3 protein-coding genes are annotated in these 21,986 nt (G+C 66.0%); all 3 read left to right on the plus strand.

Annotated elements, in window-relative coordinates; translation table 11 throughout:
- Positions 1 to 270 precede the first annotated feature (270 nt).
- The 3 genes from CJ177_RS00450 to CJ177_RS00460 all read left to right on the plus strand — a co-directional run bounded on the left by CJ177_RS00450 (position 271) and on the right by CJ177_RS00460 (position 21,980).
- Positions 271 to 1,512, plus strand: coding sequence for an RNA-guided endonuclease TnpB family protein (locus CJ177_RS00450; RefSeq protein WP_005238262.1), 1,242 nt, complete (start codon positions 271 to 273; stop codon positions 1,510 to 1,512).
- Between the two features lie 113 nt (positions 1,513 to 1,625).
- On the plus strand, positions 1,626 to 3,575 hold the full coding sequence (locus CJ177_RS00455; RefSeq protein ID WP_095867062.1) for a prolyl oligopeptidase family serine peptidase: 1,950 nt from the start codon (positions 1,626 to 1,628) through the stop codon (positions 3,573 to 3,575).
- Positions 3,576 to 3,782: 207 nt separating this feature from the next.
- Positions 3,783 to 21,980 carry a non-ribosomal peptide synthase/polyketide synthase gene (locus CJ177_RS00460; protein ID WP_373560028.1) on the plus strand — a complete coding sequence of 6,066 codons (18,198 nt, stop codon included), beginning with the start codon at positions 3,783 to 3,785 and terminating at the stop codon, positions 21,978 to 21,980.
- Positions 21,981 to 21,986 lie beyond the last annotated feature (6 nt).

The following is a 21,986-nucleotide window of genomic DNA, read 5'->3' on the forward strand; positions in this document are numbered from 1 at the left end:
GTTGGCGGGTCGGGTCCGTTTCTGGTTGCCGATGTACGCGGCGGTGATTGACAGCGGCGTTCGCCTGCGGACGCGCCGGCAGTGAGAGGGCGACTAGAAGTGGTTGCCCCCAGACATTTGTGTATGTGTTCGGGACTCCTGCCGCAGCGCGCGTGACGGTGTCGCCGTCGAATTTGTGAGTGTTGGCCCGGACTTGTCGGACCCCTCTGTCATGATCTGTTCACACATCGGGTCGGTGAAGGCTAGTCGACTAGGGGAGGCGGTGGGTGCGTGGTTAAACGGATTGTCGTGGTCAAACTCGAACCCACTGCTGATCAGTTTGCGGCGCTGGAGTCGACATTGGTGTCGTGCAATGAGGTTGCCAACGAGGTTTCCGGGTGGGCTCAGTCGATGCGACTACGATCGCGGCGGTCGTTGCAGGTCGCGCTGTATCCGATGGTGAAGACGCGGGGCCTCTCCGCGCAGCCGGCGTTGCATGTTCTGCGGAAAGTTGCCGACGCGTACACCACCAGACAGGCGAACCTGACCAACGGAAACTACGGTCGACCGGGGTCGAAACGGTATACGGCGGTGGCCGGTACCGCGGTCGAATTCCGGCCACGTGCTGCCCAACCGTTCGACGACAGGTGCCTGTCGTGGCAACTGGATTTGTCGACCGTGTCGATCTGGACCACCGCGGGCCGGATGCGGGGTGTGCGGTTCGTGTGCGCGCCGTGGCAACACAAGCTTCTCGCTTCCCGCAAGGGTGAATCCGACCTCGTCTACCGCGACGGGCACTTCTACCTGTACGCCACCGTCGACGAGCCCTCACCGGAACCGGCCCCGCCGCCGGACACCGCCGAAGGCTGGCTGGGAGTGGATCTGGGGATCGTGAACCTCGCCGTCACCACCGACGACGATCCGGCCACCCTCGACGTGCGGTGGTCCGCAGGGGCGGTGACCGCGCGTAGGAAGAAGTACGCCACACTGCGCGCGACGTTGCAACGGGTCGGCACGAAATCGGCGAAACGTAAATTGAAGGCACGGCGACGAAAGGAACAGCGGTTCGCCACCGATATCAACCATCAACTGTCGAAAACCATTGTTGCCAAGGCACAACGCACCGGTCGTGGAATCGCGGTGGAAGACCTGTCGGGTATCCGCGATCGGGTACGGCTAGCACGAGGGCAGCGGACCCAACTCCACGCCTGGGGATACGCCCAGCTACGAGCGCAGATCACCTACAAGGCCGAGATGGCTGGGGTGCCCGTCGCCGTCGTCGACCCCCGGAACACCTCGCGGACCTGCTCACACTGCGGGTACTGCGACAAGGCGAACCGGGTCTCCCAAGCAACATTCCGATGCCGGCACTGCCAGTGGGCCGGTCACGCCGACCACAACGCGGCCCGCAACATCGCCGCACTCGGACATCGCGCGTACAGGGCCGCCCAATCAACCGCGCCCATAGCAGCCACCCCTCCCGCAGCCAGTGGGAACGTGAGCAGCAAACCCGGCCCCTTCAGGGCCGAGTAGTTGATCTACATGCTTGAGGCCCCGTATTTGACGTGGTACCGATTCGGGTTCCGGCGGGCCTTCACGGCGCGTGGCTGCCTGCGGAGTAGAGGACGGCGGAATATCCTCGGCGGATGACCTCTGCGCCTTACGGTTCCTGGCCCTCTCCGATCGCGGCGGCGGATCTCGCCTCCAGCGGCCACCCCGTCGAGGGCGGCCGGTACGTGGGGGACGACGTGTGGTGGTCGGAACTGCGGCCCAGCGAAGGCGGGCGGGTCGCGGTGCGGCGCCTCGGCCTGGACGACGAACCGGAAGACGTCCTGCCCGCACCGTGGAACGCCCGCACCCGCGTTCACGAGTACGGCGGCGGCGCCTGGACCGTCACCGACGCCGGCCGCCTGGTGTTCGCCGAGTTCAGCGATCAGCGTCTGTACCTGCTCGAAGGCGGGACACCGGTGCCGCTGACGCCGGAGCCGCCGCAGCCCTGCTCACTGCGGTACGGCGACCTGTCGGTGATCGACGGCGAGGTGTGGGCCGTGCGCGAGATGCACGACACGGAGGGCGGCGTCTCCCGCGATATCTGCGTGATTCCGCTGGACGGGTCGGCGGCGAACGATCCGCACCGGGTGCGGTCCGTCGTCGCCGGTTCCGACTTCCTGGCCAATCCGCGGCTGTCCCCGGATCGCAGGCACCTCGCCTGGGTCGCGTGGGATCACCCGCAGATGCCGTGGGACGGCACCGAGCTCAGGGTCGTGGCGGTCGAGGGCGGCCGCGTGACAGGGAAGGTGCGGACACTTCTCGGCGGTCCCGAGGAATCGGTGCTGCAACCGGAATGGGTCGGTCCCACCGACCTGTACACGATCAGCGACCGCAGCGGCTGGTGGAATCTCTACCGCGTCGGCATCGGCGATGCCGACCCGGTCGCGTTGTGCCCGATGGACGCCGACTTCGGTGGCGCGCTGTGGATGCTCGGCGGCCGCTGGCACACCCGCCGCGACGACGGCACGCTCCTGACCGTGAGGACGTTCGGAACCGACACCCTCGCCGTTCTCGATCCCGCGACCGGTTCGCTCGTGGACATCCCGCTGGACGGGCTCACCAGCGTCGGCCTCGGGGACCGCAACGGCAACCGGATCCTGCTGCTCACCGGCGGCGCCCAGACCCCGTCGGGCCTGCGCGAACTCGACCTCGACACCGGTGCACTCCGCACCGTCCGGCTGTCGGTCACCGAACTTCCCGAGGCGGCATATCTGCCCGAGGCCCGGCAGCTGACGTTCCAGGGCGCCGAACGCGAAGTCCACGTGATCGCCTACCCGCCGCGTCACCCGCGGTACCGGGGCGAGGACGGGGAGTTGCCGCCGTATGTGGCGTTCGTGCACGGCGGACCGACGTCGCGGGTCGCGCCGTCGCTGAATCCGGTGTTCGCGTTCTTCACCAGCCGCGGCATCGGCGTCGTCGACGTGAACTACGGCGGCTCCACGGGATACGGGCGCGAGTACCGCAACCGGTTGCGGGGACAGTGGGGGGTCGTCGACGTCGAGGACGTGGTCACGGCGGTGACCGGCCTCGCCGAGGCGGGCATGGCGGACCCCGGCCGGCTCGCGATCGAGGGCGGATCCGCCGGCGGGTGGACCGTGCTCGCGGCGCTGACCACGTCGGACGTGTTCGCGTGCGGTGCGTCCTACTTCGGGGTGGCCGAACTCGACGGGTTCGTGAAGGAGACCCACGATTTCGAGTCCCGGTACATCGACGGGCTGATCGGCCCGCTGCCCGAGGCGGCCGACCTCTACGCCGAGCGTGCACCGCTGAACAACGTTGCCGGACTGAACTGCCCGGTTCTGCTCCTGCAGGGGCTCGACGATCCGATCGTGCCGCCGTCGCAGGCGGAACGGTTCCGGGATGCGCTCGTGGAGAAGGGCATCCCGCACGCCTACCTCGAGTACGAGGGGGAGTCGCACGGATTCCGGAAGCTGGCCACCCTGATCAGTTCCCGCAACGCCGAACTGTCCTTCTACGGCCAGGTACTGGGATTCGAGCCACCGGACATTCCGCGACTCGAACTCTGGCGGCCGCCCAACGGCTGACCGTCCACCCGGAATCCAAACGGTGTGATGCACAAAACAAACCATTTGTTGTGCTCTTCTCTGATCGCCGAGATTTAGAGACCGCGCGGTATCAACGGAGCGAGGTATCGCGTCGGCGGCTGGGCCGCGAGTAGCGTCGGAAAGAGGAGTCGATAACCGCAGCTGAGTGACATGGGTGTTCCCCTTCGCGCGCTTCAGTGTCGATATATGGATTGCCGAGGGCCGAGGGTGTCATCGCTGGACGATTTCGATACGACTTCGGTCCTTTCGGACACGGTGATGGCGAATGTTGCACGGCCCTCCGAGCTGTTCCCACTCTCCGCCGCTCAGCGTGGAATGTGGTTCGCCCAGCACCTGCTGGGCGACGTTCCGATCGTCATTGCTCAGTACGTAGAGGTCGGTATCGCTGATCTCGACATCGGCCTGCTCGCACGGATCGGACCCGCCGCACTCCGGGAACTCGGTACCGGACTGCTCCGAATCGTCGAGTGGGACGGTGAGCCGCTCCAGACGGTCGACGAGTCGCTCGGCTTCGAGATGACACATCTCGACTTCCGTTCCGACCCTGATCCGCGGGCTGCGGCTCTCGCGTGGATGCGCGCCGAATGCAGCAACCCGATCGATCTCCTCCATGATCGGCTGATCCGTTCGGCAATGTTGCGCGTCGCCGACGACTGCTACTTCTGGTACTCGCGAATTCACCACATCGCCCTCGACGGCTTCGGCGCCATGACGTTCATGAACCGTGCCGCGGAGCTGTACACCGCGGCGGTCGAGGGTCGCGCGCCCGCCGAGTTCACCGCCAGTGGATTGCGGGAGGTCGTCGAAGAAGAGGCCCGCTACCGCACCTCGAGCCGGTTCGAGACGGACCGCAAGTACTGGGCCGAACGCAGCCACAATCTTCCACCGACGATCAGCCTCGCCGGGCGAGCGGCCGAGATCGGCGCGCAGTCGCTGGTGAGCAGCGCACCGTTGTCCGCCGCTACGACAGCCGCACTGCAGAGTCTGACCGGCCGGGAACCCGGGGCGACGTTCGCGACAGCCGCGGTCGCTGCCGTCTCTGCATTCTTTTCCCACCTGACCGGCCAGGACGACGTGGTGTTGAGCCTGCCGGTCTCGGCACGCACCACCTCCCGGTTGCGCCGCTCGGGCGGCATGATCTCCAATGTCCTTCCGATCCGACTCTCGGTCGGGGACGAAACGACCTCCGTCGACTTGATGAGACGTACACAACTGGCGCTGACCGGAGCGCTACGTCACCAGAGATACCGGCACGAGGACATACGACGGGACGCGGGCGTCCTGGGTGGTCGTCGCGGGTTTTTCGGTCCGTCGATCAACATCATGATGTTCCACGCCGAGATTCGGCTCGGTCCCTCGATCGGCCGGCTCCACGTGCTGACCACCGGTCCGGTGGAGGACCTCGCAGTGAACATCTATCCCGGTGTCGCAGGCGACGTGGCGCAGGTCGACTTCGAGGCCAACCCGAATCTGTACACCGAACAGGAGCTGCGCGGTCACCATGCCCGGTTCCTCGAATTCTTTGCCGCCTTCGCCGCGTCAGCCGCCACCGACCGCATCGCCGCTCTCGACGTGCTGCACGCCGACGAACGCGCGGATCTTGTGCCATGTCGCGGTCCGCAGGCAGAGCCGGAGCGGCTCCTCCCCGACTTGCTGGCCGAGGGCGTTGCCGCCGGACCGGACGCAGTCGCGATTCGGGCGTCGGGACGGGAGGTCACCTACCACGAGCTCGACCAGCGATCCAATCAACTGGCGCGACTACTGATCGAATCGGGGGCCGGACCGGAAACCTTCGTCGTGCTGAGTCTTCCCAGGTCGGCGGAGTCACTCGTCGCGTTCTGGGCGGTCGCGAAGACCGGGGCCGCCTTCGTGCCTGTCGATCCGAACCTCCCACCCGAGCGAGTCGCGCACATGCTGTCCGATTCGGGGGCCCTGGTGGGGCTCACGTTTCACGAACTGCGTGCAACACTGCCCGACGGAATTCGCTGGCTGGTCCTCGACGACGACGAGTTGCGCGCACGCTGTGAACGACAGCGGAGCGCCACGATCAGCGACGTGGATCGCCGCGCCCCGCTGTCAATCCGTCACCCCGCGTACATGATCTACACATCGGGATCGACCGGGCTTCCGAAAGGGGTCGTCGTCACCCACAGCGGTCTGTCGAACTTCGCGGCCGGCGCCCGCCCGGAACTCGGCATTCACCACGAATCGCGGGTGTTACGGTTCTCGTCGGCCAGCTTCGATGCCTCGGTGTTCGAGATGATCCAGGCTTTCAGCGCCGGTGCCACGATGGTTGTCGCCCCGCCCGAGATGCCTGGTGGAAGCGACCTCGTCGAACTACTGAGCGAACAGGGCGTGACCCACATCATCACGGCTCCCACGGTGATGAACACCGTCGACCCGCGTGGGCTCGAACATCTCGAGGCGGTGGTGGTCGGCGGTGACGTGTGCACCCCCGACCTCGTGGAGCGGTTCGGGCAGGTGTGCCGCTTCACCAACAGTTACGGGCCGACCGAGACGACCATCATCATCACCGCAGGTGAGCCGCTGACGCCGGGCGAACCGATTACCATCGGCCGCCCGATCCAGGGTGCGAGCGTCGTGGTGCTCGACCGCAAGCTCCGCGCCGTGCCCGCCGGGGTGGTGGGTGAGCTCTACCTCGCCGGCCCCGGAATCGCACGCGGCTATCACCATCGGCACGGGCTGACGGCGAACCGATTCGTGGCCAACCCCTTCGGTGAGCCGGGGTCTCGGCTCTACCGCACCGGTGACGAGGTGCGCTGGGTGCGGTCGTCGCGAGGAACCGAGGTGGGGCACTGCACGCTCGAGTTCATCGGCCGGTCCGACACCCAGGTCAAGATCCGTGGTTTCCGCATCGAACTCGGCGAGATCGACTCGGCACTGCTCGCCCAGGACGGCGTCAACTTCGCCGCGACGGTGGTTCATCGCACGGCGGGCGGCACGACGGCGCTGGTCTCGTATGTGCGCCTCGACACCGGTTGTGAATTCGATCCGATCGCGATTGTCGAGGGCGTCGCCGAAATCGTGCCGTCCCACATGATCCCGTCGGCGGTGATGTGGCTCGAACACGTGCCGGTGACGGCCGCCGGCAAACTCGACCGAAGTGCACTGCCGCAACCACACTTCGGATCAGCCGAACACAAGTTCCGCGCCGCGTCGACACCGGCGGAGGAGCAGCTCTCGGGTCTCGTCGCCGAGGCACTCGGCCTCGACCGGGTGAGTGTGGACGACAGTCTCTTCGCGCTCGGCGGCGACAGCATCGTCGCGATGCAGATCGCCGCCCGAGCCAGGGAGTTCGGTCTCGCCTTCAGTGCGCGGGCCGTGTTCGAGCACAAGACGATCGCCGCAATCGCCGCGGTGGCGGTGCCGGTGGAGGCAGAATCGGCGGTCGTCCTCGAGGAACTCGATGGCGGCGGCGTCGGGCGTATCCCGCCGACACCGATCATGTGCTCGATGATCGAGCGGGGCCGCTTCGACGGCTTTTTCCAGGCGCTGTTGCTGACCTTGCCGTCTGATGTCGATCCGGATCGGTTGAGTGCGACGCTCGCGGCGGTGCTCGATCACCATGATGCTCTGCGTTCGAAGTTCGTCCCCGACGGCGACGGTGTGTGGGCATTCGAAACGACGGCCGTCGGTAGCGTGCCGGCCGGCGATCGGATTTCGAGGATCGTCACGGCGGCGGCACCCGGCAGCCGCGCGTTTGCCGACGTAGTGAGCGTCGAGTGTGCGGCTGCTGCGGCGCGCCTGGACCCGGAAAACGGGGTCATGCTTCAACTGGTGTGGTGTGTCTCCGAATCCGAGGGTGCACGAGGCCGACTGCTGGTTCTCGCGCATCACCTGGTGGTGGACGGTGTGTCGTGGCGCGTGTTGTTGCCGGACCTCGCGACGGCGTGGCTGCAGCTGGGCACTGGGCAGACGCCGACGCTGGCCCCGGTGGGCACGTCGTTCCGCCGCTGGGCATATGGACTGCAGGACGCGGCAGATCGAGGAGCGCACAGAGGCGAATTGCCCTATTGGCGAGAGGTTCTCAGCGGCCCTGACCCGCAGATCGGCACACGGCCGATCGCGCCCGCGATCGACACGATGCGCACGACCGAGCGGGTACACATCGACGTGAGTCCCGCCGTGACCGATGCCGTGCTCGCTCGACTTCCCGATGTGTTCGGATGCGGCGTCAACGACGGACTCCTGTCGGCGCTGGCGATGGCGGTCGTGCAGTGGCGACACTCGCACGGGATCGACGAGCGTTCGGTGTTACTGACGTTGGAAGGTCACGGGCGCGAGGAGGAGGCGGTGGCCGGCGCGGATCTTGCACGTACCGTCGGCTGGTTCACCAGCGCCTTCCCGGTCCGGCTCGAACTGCCGGCCGTCGAACTCGGCGGGGCCTTCGAGGGTGGACATGCTGCCGGTGTCGTGATCAAGACCGTCAAGGAACAGCTCGTCGCGGTGCCTGCCCGTGGCGTCGGATTCGGATTGCTCCGGCATCTCGACGAGAGCGCGAGGTCGATTCTCGGGGGTCTTCCCGAGCCGCAGATCAGTTTCAACTACCTGGGCCGCATGGGCGTGCAACACCTCGGCGACTTGCAGGATCTCGGCTGGCTGCCGGACCCCGAGGCACCGGACCTGATCACAGCGAGCGGATCCGGCATGGCCGTGGCTGCGGTGATCGACATCAACGCGATGGTGGTCGACAGCCCCGAGGGGCCCCGATTGACGGCATCGTTCGCGTATCCGACCGGGGTGATCCGCGACTCCGGAGTCGCGGCCCTTGCGGATCTGTGGCGAAACGCCCTCGACGGTCTTGCCGCGCACACGGTTCAGCCCGTCGCGGGTGGTCTGACACCGTCCGATTGCCAGCTGGTCACGGTGAGCCAGAGTCGGATCGAGCGTTGGGAACACACGTACCCGGGGCTACGAGAGATCTGGTCGCTGTCCCCGTTGCAGTCCGGTCTGCTGTTCCACTCGACGCTGGCCGCCGATTCGCTGGACATCTACACCGCGCAACTGCGCATCGACCTCGAGGGCGCGGTCGACTCCGCGCGGCTGCGCCGTGCCGCCGCAGGCCTGCTCGCACACCACGCAACTCTGCGTGCCGCATTCGAGTACGACGACGCCGGTATCCCGGCGCAGTTGGTTGTCGACAGGGTAGACGTGCCGTGGCGTGAGGTGGATCTGACCGGGTACGGGTCGGCGGCGGGAGTGGAACTCGAGCGTCTCCTCGACGACGACCGTATCGCCCGATTCGACCTCGCCCGTCCTCCGCTGTTGCGCCTGCTGTTGATCCGCACCGCACCCGAGCGTCACGTGCTGGCACTGACCAACCATCACATCATCCTCGACGGATGGTCGATGCCACTGCTGGTGCGCGAGTTGCTGGTTCGCTATGCCGCGGACGACGCTCCCGCCCTTCCGGAGCCGCGGCCGTACAGCACGTACCTGGAATGGGTGGCGACACTCGACCGGGACGCGTCCTTACGCGCCTGGGAACGTGCGCTGGCGGGGCTCGACGAGCCGACTCTGCTGGCGCCGCACGCGTCCTCGGAACAGCACGGCGTGCCGGGTGAGGTCGACATCGCACTGCCCGCGGCCCTGATCGGTGCGCTCGACACGGTGGTGTCGCGCCATGGAGTCACCATGAACACCGTCGTCCAGGCGGCGTGGGGAATACTGCTGTCCCGGTTGCTCTCCCGTCGTGATGTGGTGTTCGGTGCCACCGTGTCGGGTCGGCCGCCGCAGCTGTCCGGTGTCGAGAGCATGCTGGGGCTTTTCATCAACACCGTGCCCGTGCGGGTGCGGATGGACCCGGACGAGACGTGCGCGCAGCTACTCACCCGCCTCCAGGGTGAGCAAGTTTCCCTGCTCGATCACCATTACCTCGGACTGGGTGACATCCAGGCACGCATTGGTCTGGGCAACCTGTTCGACACGTTGTCGGTGTTCGAGTCGTACCCCGTCGACAAGTCCGGATTCGACGAGCACACCGACATCGCGGGAATGCGAGTGACCGCTCTCGATGCGCGTGACGCCACGCACTACCCGATCACCCTGCTGTCCATCCTCGAACCTCGACTGCGGCTGAGTCTGCGTTATCAGCACGGAATTTTCGATCGCGATACCGTCACGACACTCGCGGCGCGCGTGATCGGGATTCTCGAGACCATTGCGCGCGACACGGACACACCGGTCGGCGACGTCGACCTTTTCGTTCCGAAGGAACGGGAGCTGGTGGTCGACTCCTGGAATGCAACGGAACACCAGGTACCGCGCCTCACCCTCGCCGAGCTGTTCGACGCGCAGGTGGCCCACACGCCCGACGCCCCCGCCGTCGTGTTCGAGGGGACGGTGCTGACGTACACAGAGTTCGACGCCCGCGCGAATCAGCTGGCGCGGTTCCTGATCAGCGGCGGTGTGGGCCCCGAATCGCTCGTGGGTGTAGCGGTGCGACGCTCGGTGGATATGCTGGTGGGAATCTACGCCGTGATCAAGGCCGGCGGCGCGTACGTCCCGATAGACCCGGACCAGCCGGCCGAGCGGATCGCGTACGTCGTGGCAACCGCCGGTCCAGTCGTCGTTCTCACCACCACCGCGGATCGCGTCGCGCTGCCCGCCGAGGTGCCGGCCCTCGACCTCGACACCCTCGATGTATCGGCGCTGTCCGATGACCCCATCCGGAACCGGGACCGGTTGGGGCCGTTGCATACCCGAAACCCTGCGTATGTCATCTTCACCTCCGGCTCCACGGGCAGACCCAAGGGCGTGTCAGTGCCGCACGAGGGCATCGTCAACCGGCTGCTGTGGATGCAGCATCGGTACCCACTGAGCGACGACGACACGGTTCTCCAGAAGACCCCCGTGACGTTCGACGTGTCGGTGTGGGAGTTGTTCTGGCCGTTGCAGACCGGCGCGCGACTGGTGATCGCCGAGCCCGACGGGCACCGGGACCCCGCCTATCTCGAGCGGGTCATCCGCGCAGAATCTGTGACCACGGTGCATTTCGTGCCGTCGATGCTCGCCGTATTCCTGGTCGGAGCGCATGTCGATGGGTGCAATTCGCTGCGCCGGGTGTTCACCAGTGGTGAGGCATTGCCGCCTGTGACGGCGGCGAATCTGCACCGGGTGAGCGGGGCGGAGCTGCACAACCTGTACGGTCCCACCGAGGCAGCGGTGGACGTGACCTCCTACGAGACCGGGCCGGACGAGACCACCGTGCCGATCGGAGCACCGGTCTGGAACACCCATACGTATGTGCTCGACGGACGCCTGCGTCCCGTCCCCGTCGGGGTAGCGGGCGAGTTGTATCTCGGCGGTGTCCAGCTCGCGCGCGGATACCAGGCCCGGTCCGATCTGACGGCGGAGAGGTTCGTAGCGAACCCCCTCGCGGCCGCGGGAACCGTGCGAGACGGCTGTCGGCTGTACCGCACCGGTGACCTTGTTCGGTGGCTGCCGACCGGGCAGCTCGAATACTTGGGCCGCACGGACTTCCAGGTCAAGCTTCGCGGCCAGCGCATCGAACTCGGTGAGATCGAGGCGGCGCTGCACGGGCACGCAGATGTTGCACAGGCGGTGGCACTGGCCCGCAACGACGGGTCCACCGGCGACTATCTCGCCGGATACGTGGTACCTGCGCCCGGGAGGTCCCCGGACGTGCGCGCGCTCCTCGACGCTGCCGCAACGGTGCTTCCCCGGTACATGGTGCCGTCGGCGCTGGTCGTGCTCGCGGAACTGCCGTTGACTGCGAACGGCAAACTCGACCGCACGGCACTGCCGGTTCCCGAGTTCGCGAGTTCGGCGCAGTTCGTCCCGCCCGGCACCCCGACGGAGTACGTCCTCGCGGAGATTCTCGCGGACGTACTCGGCGCCTCGCGGATCGGTATGTCGGACAATTTCTTCGACCTCGGGGGTAACTCCCTCATCGCGACCCGTGTGGTCGCCCGGATCAACAATGAGCTCGGCACCGGGTTGACCGTGCGGTCGCTGTTCGAGTCGCCCACCGTCGGGGTTCTGGCCACCGCCGTCGACCGGATGCACGCCGGTGCAGGACCGCGCCCCGCGCTCGTGTCCGGCCCGAGGCCCGACAGGCTCCCCCTGTCCCTGGCTCAGACCCGAGTGTGGTTCCTCAATCGGTTCGACCCCACGTCGAGTGCCTACAACGTGGCGGCGGCACTGCGGCTGTCCGGCCCCCTCGACGTCGACGCACTCCGACGGGCCGCCGCGGACATCCTGGAACGGCACGAATCGCTGCGGACGATGTTTCCCGAATCCCCTGACGGCCCGTCTCAGCTCGTGCTGCCGGTCGATCACGCCGCGACCGGCGATCTGATCGACGTTGCGCCCGACGTCGTCCCGGCCGCTGCTCTGGATACACGGATCCGGGAGGCAATGGCACGCGGATTCGACGTGACCACGCAAATCCCGATCGCTCTGACATTGGTGCGGTGCGAGGCTCCTGACGAACACGTGTTGGTGATGGTCATGCACCACATCAGCATCGACGGCTGGTCGATCCAGGTACTCGCCCGCGATCTGGTGCACGCCTACTCCACGCGCACAGCCGGCGACGCGCCGTCGTGGACCCCGCTGCCGGTGCAGTATGCGGATTACACCCTGTGGCAACGAGGCCTTCTCGGCTCGGAGGACGATCCCACGTCGCTGATGTCGCAGGAGCTCGAGTACTGGGCGGATGCGCTCGCGGGTCTGCCGGACGTGCTGGCTCTGCCGCTCGACCGGCCACGTCCGGCGGTACGGTCGGGGGTGGGTGCGAGTGTCGATTTCGCGGTTCCGGTGGCGACGGTGGTGCGTCTCGCGGCGCTGGCCCGTGAGCAGGGTGCGACCCCGTTCATGGTTGTGCATGCGGCGTTGGCGGTGCTGTTGGCGAAGTTGAGTGGGACATCGGATATCGCGATCGGGTCGCCGGTGGCGGGTCGTGGTGATGCGGCGTTCGACGATCTGGTGGGCATGTTCGTCAATACAGTGGTATTGCGGGCCGATTGTGAGCCGAGTCAGTCGTTCACGGGGCTGGTGGGGCGGGTGCGCGATTCGGACCTCGAGGCGTTCGGCAGGGCTGATGTGCCGTTCGAGCGGTTGGTGGACAAGCTGAATCCAGTGCGGTCGCAGTCCTTCTCGCCGCTGTTTCAGGTGCTGTTGGCATTCCAGAATTTCGCGCCGTCGAGGGTGGAGCTTCCGGGTTTGACGGTGTCACCGGTGGAAGTGGAGTGGGAGGCCGCGCAGTTCGACCTCTCGATGGCTCTGAGTGAGGCGGCCGGGGGCGGGTATGCGGGGAGGCTGTCGTATGCGGCGGACATCTTCGATGCTCCGACGGTGTACGGGATCGCCGAGGGGTTCGTGCGGGTGCTCGACGCGGTCATCGAGAATCCGTCCGTCGCGGTGGGCGACGTCGACTTGCTGGGTCCGGCCGAGCGGCAAGGGGTGCTCGCGGCTGCGGCCCCTGAGCCACTGCCTGTTCAGGCACGGACGTTGCCGGAGATTCTGGCGGCCGGCGTCGCGTCGAACCCCGTGGGTGTTGCGTTGACCTGCGGTGGTGTGGAGATGTCGTATTCGGACCTCGACTCCCGATCGAACCGACTGGCCCGAGTGCTGATCTCTCGTGGTGTCGGTCCTGAAACATTTGTCGCGTTGGCCTTCGCTCGGTCCATCGAATCAGTGGTTGCGGTGTGGGCGGTCGCGAAGGCGGGCGGCGGGTTCGTGCCGGTCGATCCGAAACTGCCGGCCGAGCGGATCGAGTACATGTTGGCCGATTCAGGGGCCGTGATCGGTCTTACCAGCACCGAGACCACGTCGCTGCCGGGAAAGGTTGCCTGGCTGGTACCCGCCGCGGGTGAAGTGCAGGATCTGTGCGACGAGGTTTCGGCGGCACAGATCACAGACGGCGAGCGCGGTGCGCCGCTCGCGTTGTCCAATGCGGCCTACATGATCTACACGTCGGGTTCGACCGGGGTCCCGAAGGGTGTCGTTGTAACCCATGCCGGGCTGGCGTCGTTCTGTGCGGACGCCCGCCTCGAACTGGACTTGACCGGCGACTCGCGGGTGCTGAGATTCTCGTCGTCGAGCTTCGATGCGTCGGTATTCGAGATGATCGCGGGGTTCAGTGCCGGCGCCACCTTGGTTGTCGCTCCACCCGAGATCATCGGTGGCGGCGAGCTCGCGGAGTTGCTGCGCGTCGAGCGGGTCACCCACATCATCACAGCGCCGGCGGCGCTGGGGATCGTCGACCCGGACGGGCTCGACGAACTCCAGGCCGTGGTCGTCGGAGGAGACGTCTGCCCGCCGGAGTTGGTCGCGAAGTTCGCACCCGCCTGTCGTTTCTTCAACAGTTACGGTCCCACAGAGACCACCATCATCATCTCCATGACCGAGCCGCTCGTGCCGGAGGAACGAATCACGATCGGCACCCCGATCGAGGGCGCCGGAGCTGTTGTCCTCGATGCAAGGCTGCATCCCTCTCCGGTCGGCGTGATCGGCGAGCTGTATCTGTCGGGCAGTGGGCTCGCCCGCGGCTACCATGCCCGCGGTGCACTCACGGCAGCTCGATTCGTGGCCAATCCCTTCAGGGGTTCCGGCGAACTGATGTACCGCACGGGCGATCTGGTGCGGTGGACCAAAGACGGACGACTGGACTTCGTCGGGCGAATCGACTCACAGGTGCAATTGCGGGGTCTGCGGATCGAACTCGGTGAGATCGAGGCAGCGCTCAGCAGGTGCGAAGGAGTCGCACAGACCGTCGTGGTCTTGCGCCACGATCCCCACACCGGTGAACAACTGGTGGGATACGTCGTTCCCGATACCAAGGCTGCCCTGGACCCGGAGACCCTGCGCATCAGGGTGGGCGAGACTCTGCCGACCTATATGGTGCCGTCGCAGGTGATGGTCGTCGACGCGTTGCCGTTGAATCCCAGTGGGAAGCTCGACCGACGGGCGTTGCCTGCGCCGTCGTTCGTCGTCCGGGAGTTTCGGGCGCCGACTACGCCGGTCGAGGAGGTCGTGGCGGGTATTTTCGCGGAGGTGCTGGGGCTCGAGCGGGTCGGTCTGGACGACGATTTCTTTGCGTTGGGCGGTAATTCGTTGGTTGCGACGCAGGTGGTGTCCCGGTTGGGTGCGGCGTTGGACACCCGTGTGCCGGTTCGGGTGATCTTCGAGGCGTCGACGGTGGCGGCGCTGGCGGTGCGGGCCGAGCAGCATGCCGGTGAAGGTGGGCGGCCGGCGTTGACCCGTCGGGTGCGGCCGGCGCGGATTCCGTTGTCGTTGGCGCAGCAGCGGATGTGGTTCTTCAACCAGTTCGACCCGGAGTCGGCGGCCTTCAACATTCCTCTGGCAATTCGGCTTTCCGGTGATCTTGACATCGAATTGCTGCAGACAGCATTGGTCGACGTGATCGACCGGCACGAAGCCCTGCGCACCATGTTCCCGGACTCGGGCCACGGGCCGTCTCAGGTAATCGTCCCCACATCTGCGCTCCCGCTGAGTGTGGCGCCGGAGCGGGTAGCTCCGGAGGAGGCACATGCCCGCGTATTCGACTTCGTGGGGCGCGGGTTCGATGTGGCCCGGGAAGTTCCGTTGCGCGTGAGGCTGTTCCAGCTCGACGACCACGAGTTCGTGCTGGCGATGGTAGTGCATCACATTTCCAGCGACGGCGGCTCAGCAGCGCCGATGTCGCGCGACATCGTGGTGGCGTACGCCGCGCGGCGTGAGGGACGGGAGCCAGGCTGGTCGCCGCTCGAGGTGCAGTATGCGGACTACACTCTGTGGCAGCGGGAGATTCTCGGCGCGCAGGACGATCCGACGTCACTGATCTCGGAACAACTGCGGTACTGGACCGAGGTTCTGGCAGATCTGCCGGAGATGGTGGAGCTGCCGACGGATCATCCGCGTCCGGCAGTACAATCACCGCGCGGCGCAAAGGTCGGCTTCACTCTGAGTTCGAATCTGGCCGAGCGTATCGAGCAGCGTGCGCGAGAATATAACTCGACCTTCTTCATGGTCGTCCACGCGTCGCTGGCGGTGCTGATGGCCCACCTGAGCGGAACTGAGGACATCCCCATCGGCACACAGATCGCCGGACGCGGCGACCCGGCACTCGACGACCTCATCGGCATGTTCGGCAACACACTGGTGCTGCGCAGCCGCGTCGCCCCCGCAATGTCGTTCGCCGACATTCTGGCCGACGTCAGGGAAGTCGACCTCGCCGCATTCGGCAACCCCGACGTTCCGCTGGAACGCCTGGTGGAAGTCCTCAATCCCACGCGCTCCACGGCCCATTCAGCGCTGTTCCAGGTACTGCTGGTGGTTCACAATTTCGTCCGGTCCAGGGTAACTCTGCCGGGCCTGGAGATCGCCCCGCTGGAAACGGACATCGTCGGTGCGAAACTCGATCTCGAATTCCATTTCACCGACACCTCGGATTCCGAGGGGCATCGGACCGGAATCGAGGGATCAATCGTCTATGCGCTCGACCTGTTCCAGGAATCGACGGTCGCCCGATTCGCGACCCGACTCGTCACCATCCTCGAGGCGGTCACACGCGATGTGACCGTACCGGTCGGCGAGCTCGAGTTGCGAAGCGTCGACGAGCGTGCGGCGATGGATCGGTGGAATGCCACAGCTGTGGTTGTCGAGGGCGGGACCCTGGTGCATCTCTTCGACGAGCAGGTACGCCGGACGCCGGATGCGGTGGCGGTGGTGTTCGAGGAACAGTCGTTGACCTATGCCGAGTTCGATTCTCGCGCGAATCGGCTGGCCCGATACTTGATCTCACGAGAGGTAGGACCGGAGTCGCTGGTGGGGCTGGGCATGAGTCGCTCCCTCGCGATGATGGTGAGCATTTACGCTGTGCTCAAAGCCGGTGCCGGGTACCTGCCGCTGGATCCGGAGCATCCAGCAGACCGCACCGACTACGTGATTGCGACCGCGAAACCCGTCGTCGTGCTGACCACGTCCAGGGACCGCGGCGACCTGCCGGCGGCGCTGGACGCCGTCGAAGTCGACATGCTGGACCTGTCGGTCTTCGACGCGGAGGCGGTGACCGACGCGTCCAGGCTGGCTCCGCTGCGGCCCGAGAATCTCGCCTACGCGATCTTCACGTCCGGATCGACAGGGCGACCGAAAGGCGTCGCGGTCAGCCACCGCTCGGTGGTCAACCAGATTGCGTGGATGCGTAGCCGCTACGCGCTCGGCGATCGCGACACGGTGTTGCACAAGACGCCCATTACGTTCGACGCATCGGTGTGGGAGTTGTTCTATCCACTACAGGTCGGTGCCCGATTGGTGATTGCCGAGCCTGGGGGACATCGTGACCCCGAGTACCTGCTGCGGATGTCGGACCGGTGGCACGTCACGATCTTGGAATTCGTGCCGTCGATGCTCGCGTTGTTCCTCGCGGAGTCGTCGCTCGCGCTGCCGCGGTCGCTGCGGTACGTCTCGGTCGGCGGAGAAGCGCTGCCCTCGGAGTTGGCCGCTCGGTTCGCCGCGCGCACCGAGGCAGTGCTGGACAATACCTACGGTCCGACGGAAGCCACGGTGACCTCGACCGTGCATCGCTGCCTGCAGGGCGTGGCGGGTCCGATACCGATCGGGAGACCGATAAGGAACACCCGCACGTTCGTGCTGAACCGCCGGTTACACCGCGTGCCCGTAGGCGTGCCGGGGGAGTTGTATCTCGCCGGAATCCAGCTCGCCCGCGGCTATCACGCCCGCGGGGCGCTGACGGCAGAACGTTTCGTCGCCAATCCCTTCGCCGACTCCGGTGAGCGGCTGTACCGCACGGGTGATCTGGTGCGGTGGAATTCGAACGGTGACCTCGAATACCTGGGCCGCACCGATTTCCAGGTGAAGCTACGTGGCCTGCGGATCGAACTCGGGGAGATCGAGGCCGCGCTGACGGCAGACGAGTCGGTGGACCAGGCCGTTGTGGTCGTGCGCGACGGTGAATTCGGTCGGCAATTGGTCGGGTATGTGCTGCCGTCCCGCGGGCGGACCGTCGACGTCGAGGCGACACGCGAGGTGGTGAGCACATCGCTGCCGAAGTACATGGTGCCCGACGTGCTGGTCGTGCTCGACGCGTTGCCGTTGAATCCCAGTGGGAAGCTCGACCGACGGGCGTTGCCCGCGCCGTCGTTCGTCGTCCGGGAGTTTCGGGCGCCGACTACGCCGGTCGAGGAGGTCGTGGCGGGTATTTTCGCGGAGGTGCTGGGGCTCGAGCGGGTCGGTCTGGACGACGATTTCTTTGCGTTGGGCGGTAATTCGTTGGTTGCGACGCAGGTGGTGTCCCGGTTGGGTGCGGCGTTGGACACCCGTGTGCCGGTTCGGGTGATCTTCGAGGCGTCGACGGTGGCGGCGCTGGCGGTGCGGGCCGAGCAGCATGCCGGTGAAGGTGGGCGGCCGGCGTTGACCCGTCGGGTGCGGCCGGCGCGGATTCCGTTGTCGTTGGCGCAGCAGCGGATGTGGTTCCTCAACCAGTTCGACCCGGAGTCGGCGGCATACAACATTCCGCTTGTGGTCCGCCTGTCCGGTGAACTGGATGTGGCAGCGATACAGGCTTCGGTGCGCGACGTGTTCGCTCGGCACGAGGCCTTGCGGACGGTGTTCCCGGACTCGGTCCAGGGGCCGGCACAGCGCATCGTGCAGGCGTCGAGAGTGTCGATGGACCTGACGCCGATTCCGGTCGCGGACGAGGAAGAGCTGCGGATGCGGGTGGCCGCATTGCTCACGGCGGGCTTCGAGGTCACGGAATCGGTGCCGGTGCGCGGGGCGCTGTACCGGATGTCGAAGTCCGAGCACGTCTTGGCGGTGGTGGTGCACCATATCTGCGCGGACGGTTTCTCGACCGGGCCGATGGGCCGAGACGTGTTGGTGGCATATGCCGCCCGGCACGCAGGGCACGAGCCGTCCTGGACGCCGTTGCCGGTGCAGTATGCGGATTACGCGTTGTGGCAGCGGGAGGTGCTGGGTTCGGAGGACGATCCGGGATCGTTGATGTCGCAGCAGATCGCGTACTGGTTGGGTGCGTTGTCGGGGCTGCCGGATGCGCTGGCGTTACCTACCGACCGGCCACGCCCGGCGGTTCGGTCGGGCCTCGGTTCCAGCGTGGATTTCACCGTGCCGGCGGCAACGGTGGCGCGTCTCGTGTCGCTTGCGCGAGAGGCGGGTGCGACGCCGTTCATGGTGGTGCACGCGGCGCTAGCGGTGCTCTTGGCGAGGCTGAGTGGGGCCACCGATATCGCGATCGGGTCGCCGATCGCGGGCCGTGGTGATGCGGCGTTGGACGATCTGGTGGGCATGTTCGTCAATACGTTGGTGTTGCGGGCGCAGTACCAGCCGGACGAATCGTTCGCGGAGCTACTGGGGCGGATCCGCGATGCCGATCTCGAGGCGTTCTCTCGGGCGGATGTTCCGTTCGAACGATTGGTGGAAAGGCTGAATCCGATTCGGTCTCAGTCGTTCTCTCCGTTGTTCCAGGTGATGTTGGCGTTTCAGAACTTCAGTCGGCCGGCGGTGCAGCTTCCGGAATTGACGGTCTCGCCGGTGGAGGTCGATCGGCAAGCGGTGCAGTTCGACCTGTCGATGACTGTGGGTGAGTCGGCAGATGGCGGCGGTGGATTCGTGGGGAGGCTGTCCTACGCGACGGATGTGTTCGACGGCGCGACGGTGCGCGAGATCGCGCGCAGGTTCGTGCGAATTCTCGAAGCGGTGGTGGAGGATCCGATGATGCCGGTGGGCGACATCTCGATCGTCGAAGAGAACGAGCGGCGTCAGATGCTGCGCGAGTGGAACATCACGGGACACGACGTCCCGGATGGACTGTTGCTCGACGGATTCGATGCGCAGGTGGCCCGAACACCGGACGCGGTGGCAATCGTGTACGACAACGAGTCGCTGTCGTATGCCGAGTTCTCTGCTCGGGTGAACCGATTGGCTCGAAGATTGATCGACGAGGGTGTACGACCGGAGTCGTTGGTGGCATTGGGGATGCGCCGGTCGCTGGAGTTGGTGACAGGAATCTACGCGGTGCTCCGAACGGGTGCTGCATTCGTGCCGTTGGACCCTGATCAACCCCCGGCACGCAACGACTACATCCTGGAAACCACAGGACCCGTCTGCGTCCTGTCCACCTCCCGAGACGGATTCGACACGTCCCGGAATCGCGTGCTGAACGTTGACGCCCTCGATTTGTCGGTGTATTCGTCCGAGCCGGTTGGGGAGTCCGAAGTCGTGACGCCCGCACGGCCGGAAAATCTGGCGTACGTGATCTTTACATCTGGATCGACCGGGCGGCCCAAAGGGGTTTCGGTCAGCCACCGCGCGATTGTCAATCAAATGTCCTGGTTGGCAGCCGAATACGAGCTCGGCGACTCCGATGTCGTGGTGCAGAAGACGCCGGTGACGTTCGACGTGTCGATGTGGGAACTACTGGTTCCGCTGGCCGTCGGTGCCCGGATGATCGTCGCGCGTCCAGACGGTCATCGGGATCCGGACTATCTGCTGTCACTGATGCACGACTCCGGTGTTACCGTGGCCGCGTTCGTACCGTCGATGCTGGCGGCGCTCCTGGCCGATCCGGAGGCGTGTCTACCGGATTCGTTGCGGTGTGTTTTTGCCGGTGGGGAAGAATTGCCGGTGGAGTTGTCTGCGCGATGTGCGTCGCGGTCGAAGGCTCGTCTCGACAACAAGTACGGTCCCACGGAATATGCGGTCACCGCGACGTCCCACCGATGCGACGGACTCGAGCGGGAATCGGTCCCGATTGGTGAACCTGTTTGGAACACCACCGCACTGGTCTTGGATCGACGTCTCCACCCGGTGCCCATCGGGGTCGAAGGAGAGCTGTATCTGGCAGGAGTGCAGCTGTCTCGCGGCTATCATCGCCGCCAGGGGCTGACGGCGGAGCGATTCGTGGCCGATCCGTTCGGGGCAGCAGGGACGCGTCTCTATCGCACGGGGGACGTGGTCAAGTGGAACCCACGCGGACAGCTGATGTATCTGGGTCGGCTGGACTCTCAGGTGAAGGTGCGCGGGCTGCGTATCGAGCTCGGCGAGATCGAGACCGCGCTGGTGGCGCAGCAGACGATCGTGCAGGCCGTTGTGATCGTGCACGACGGCGAGTTCGGTCAGCAGCTGGTCGGGTACGTGGTCCCCGCAGGCGGTCGGTTGATCGACGTGGAATCGGTCCGTGCCACGGCCGGCAGGTCGCTGCCCCAGTACATGGTGCCGGATGTGCTGATGGTACTCGACGAATTGCCTCTGACCGCGAGCGGCAAGCTGGATCGGAACGCATTGCCTGCCCCGGCGTTCACGAAGCGGGAGTTCCGGGGGCCGACGACGCGCGTCGAGCGAATCGTGACCTCGGCGTTCACCGACATTCTCGGTGTCGAACAGGTGGGGCTGGATGACGACTTCTTCGCGTTGGGCGGCAATTCCCTGGTCGCGCCCAGGATCGTCGCCCGATTGAAGCAGGACCTGAGTGCGGCAGTTCCGTTGCAGTGGCTGTTCACGGATCCCGGCGTCGAAGGATTGGCCGCTCGGATCGAGAACGGAGCCACGGGTCCGGTGGAGGAAGGGTTCGGGCCGCTGCTTCGGATCCGAGCGGACGGTGAAGAGGGCACGCCGCTGTTCTGTATCCATCCCATCGTCGGACTGTCGTGGTGCTACTCGGGTCTACGTCAGTACCTCGACCCTGATCTGCCGATCTACGGCATCCAGAGTCCGTCGATTCTCGAGGACAGCTATCTTCCGGAGTCTCTCGATGAACTTGCGGACCGGTACGTCCGTGAGATCCGCCAGATCCGACCATCCGGTCCGTACCGATTGCTCGGCTGGTCACTCGGCGGTGTCATCGCGCATGCGATCGCGGTCCGGATTCAGGCAGCCGGCGAGGGTGTGGAATTGCTGGCCATGATGGACAGCTTCGCCGGTCCGACGGCGGTCGAGGAAGGGTCGCCCACGGAGGTCTCGGTGCGTGAGTTGCTGGGTGGGTTCGGTATCGAAGAGACAGCAGTCGACCGCATCTCCGACCCGAGCCTCGGTGGTGTCGCTGTCGCGCTGGCCGAAATGTCCGGGCACTCCGTAGAGCACACCGAAAAGGTCGTGAGGCGGCTCGTGTCGGCGGCGGACCGAAACTCGAGATTGATGTCGGAGTACCGGCCTGCATGCTTCGACGGAGACATTGTGTTCTTCACCGCGGCGGCCGACGATGCCACCGGCGGGAGGGCGGCCCGCGGATGGGAGAACGCGGTCACGGGGGTGGTGCACAACCACGCCGTGGCTGTCACGCATTGGCAGATGACGTCACCCGACGCTCTCGCCGTCGTCGGCCCGATCGTGAACCAGGCCCTGAGAGAGCAATCGACATCGTGAGCGAAC

The sequence above is a fragment of the Rhodococcus sp. ACPA1 genome (genome assembly GCF_002300195.1).
GTDB classification, from domain to species: domain Bacteria; phylum Actinomycetota; class Actinomycetes; order Mycobacteriales; family Mycobacteriaceae; genus Rhodococcus_F; species Rhodococcus_F opacus.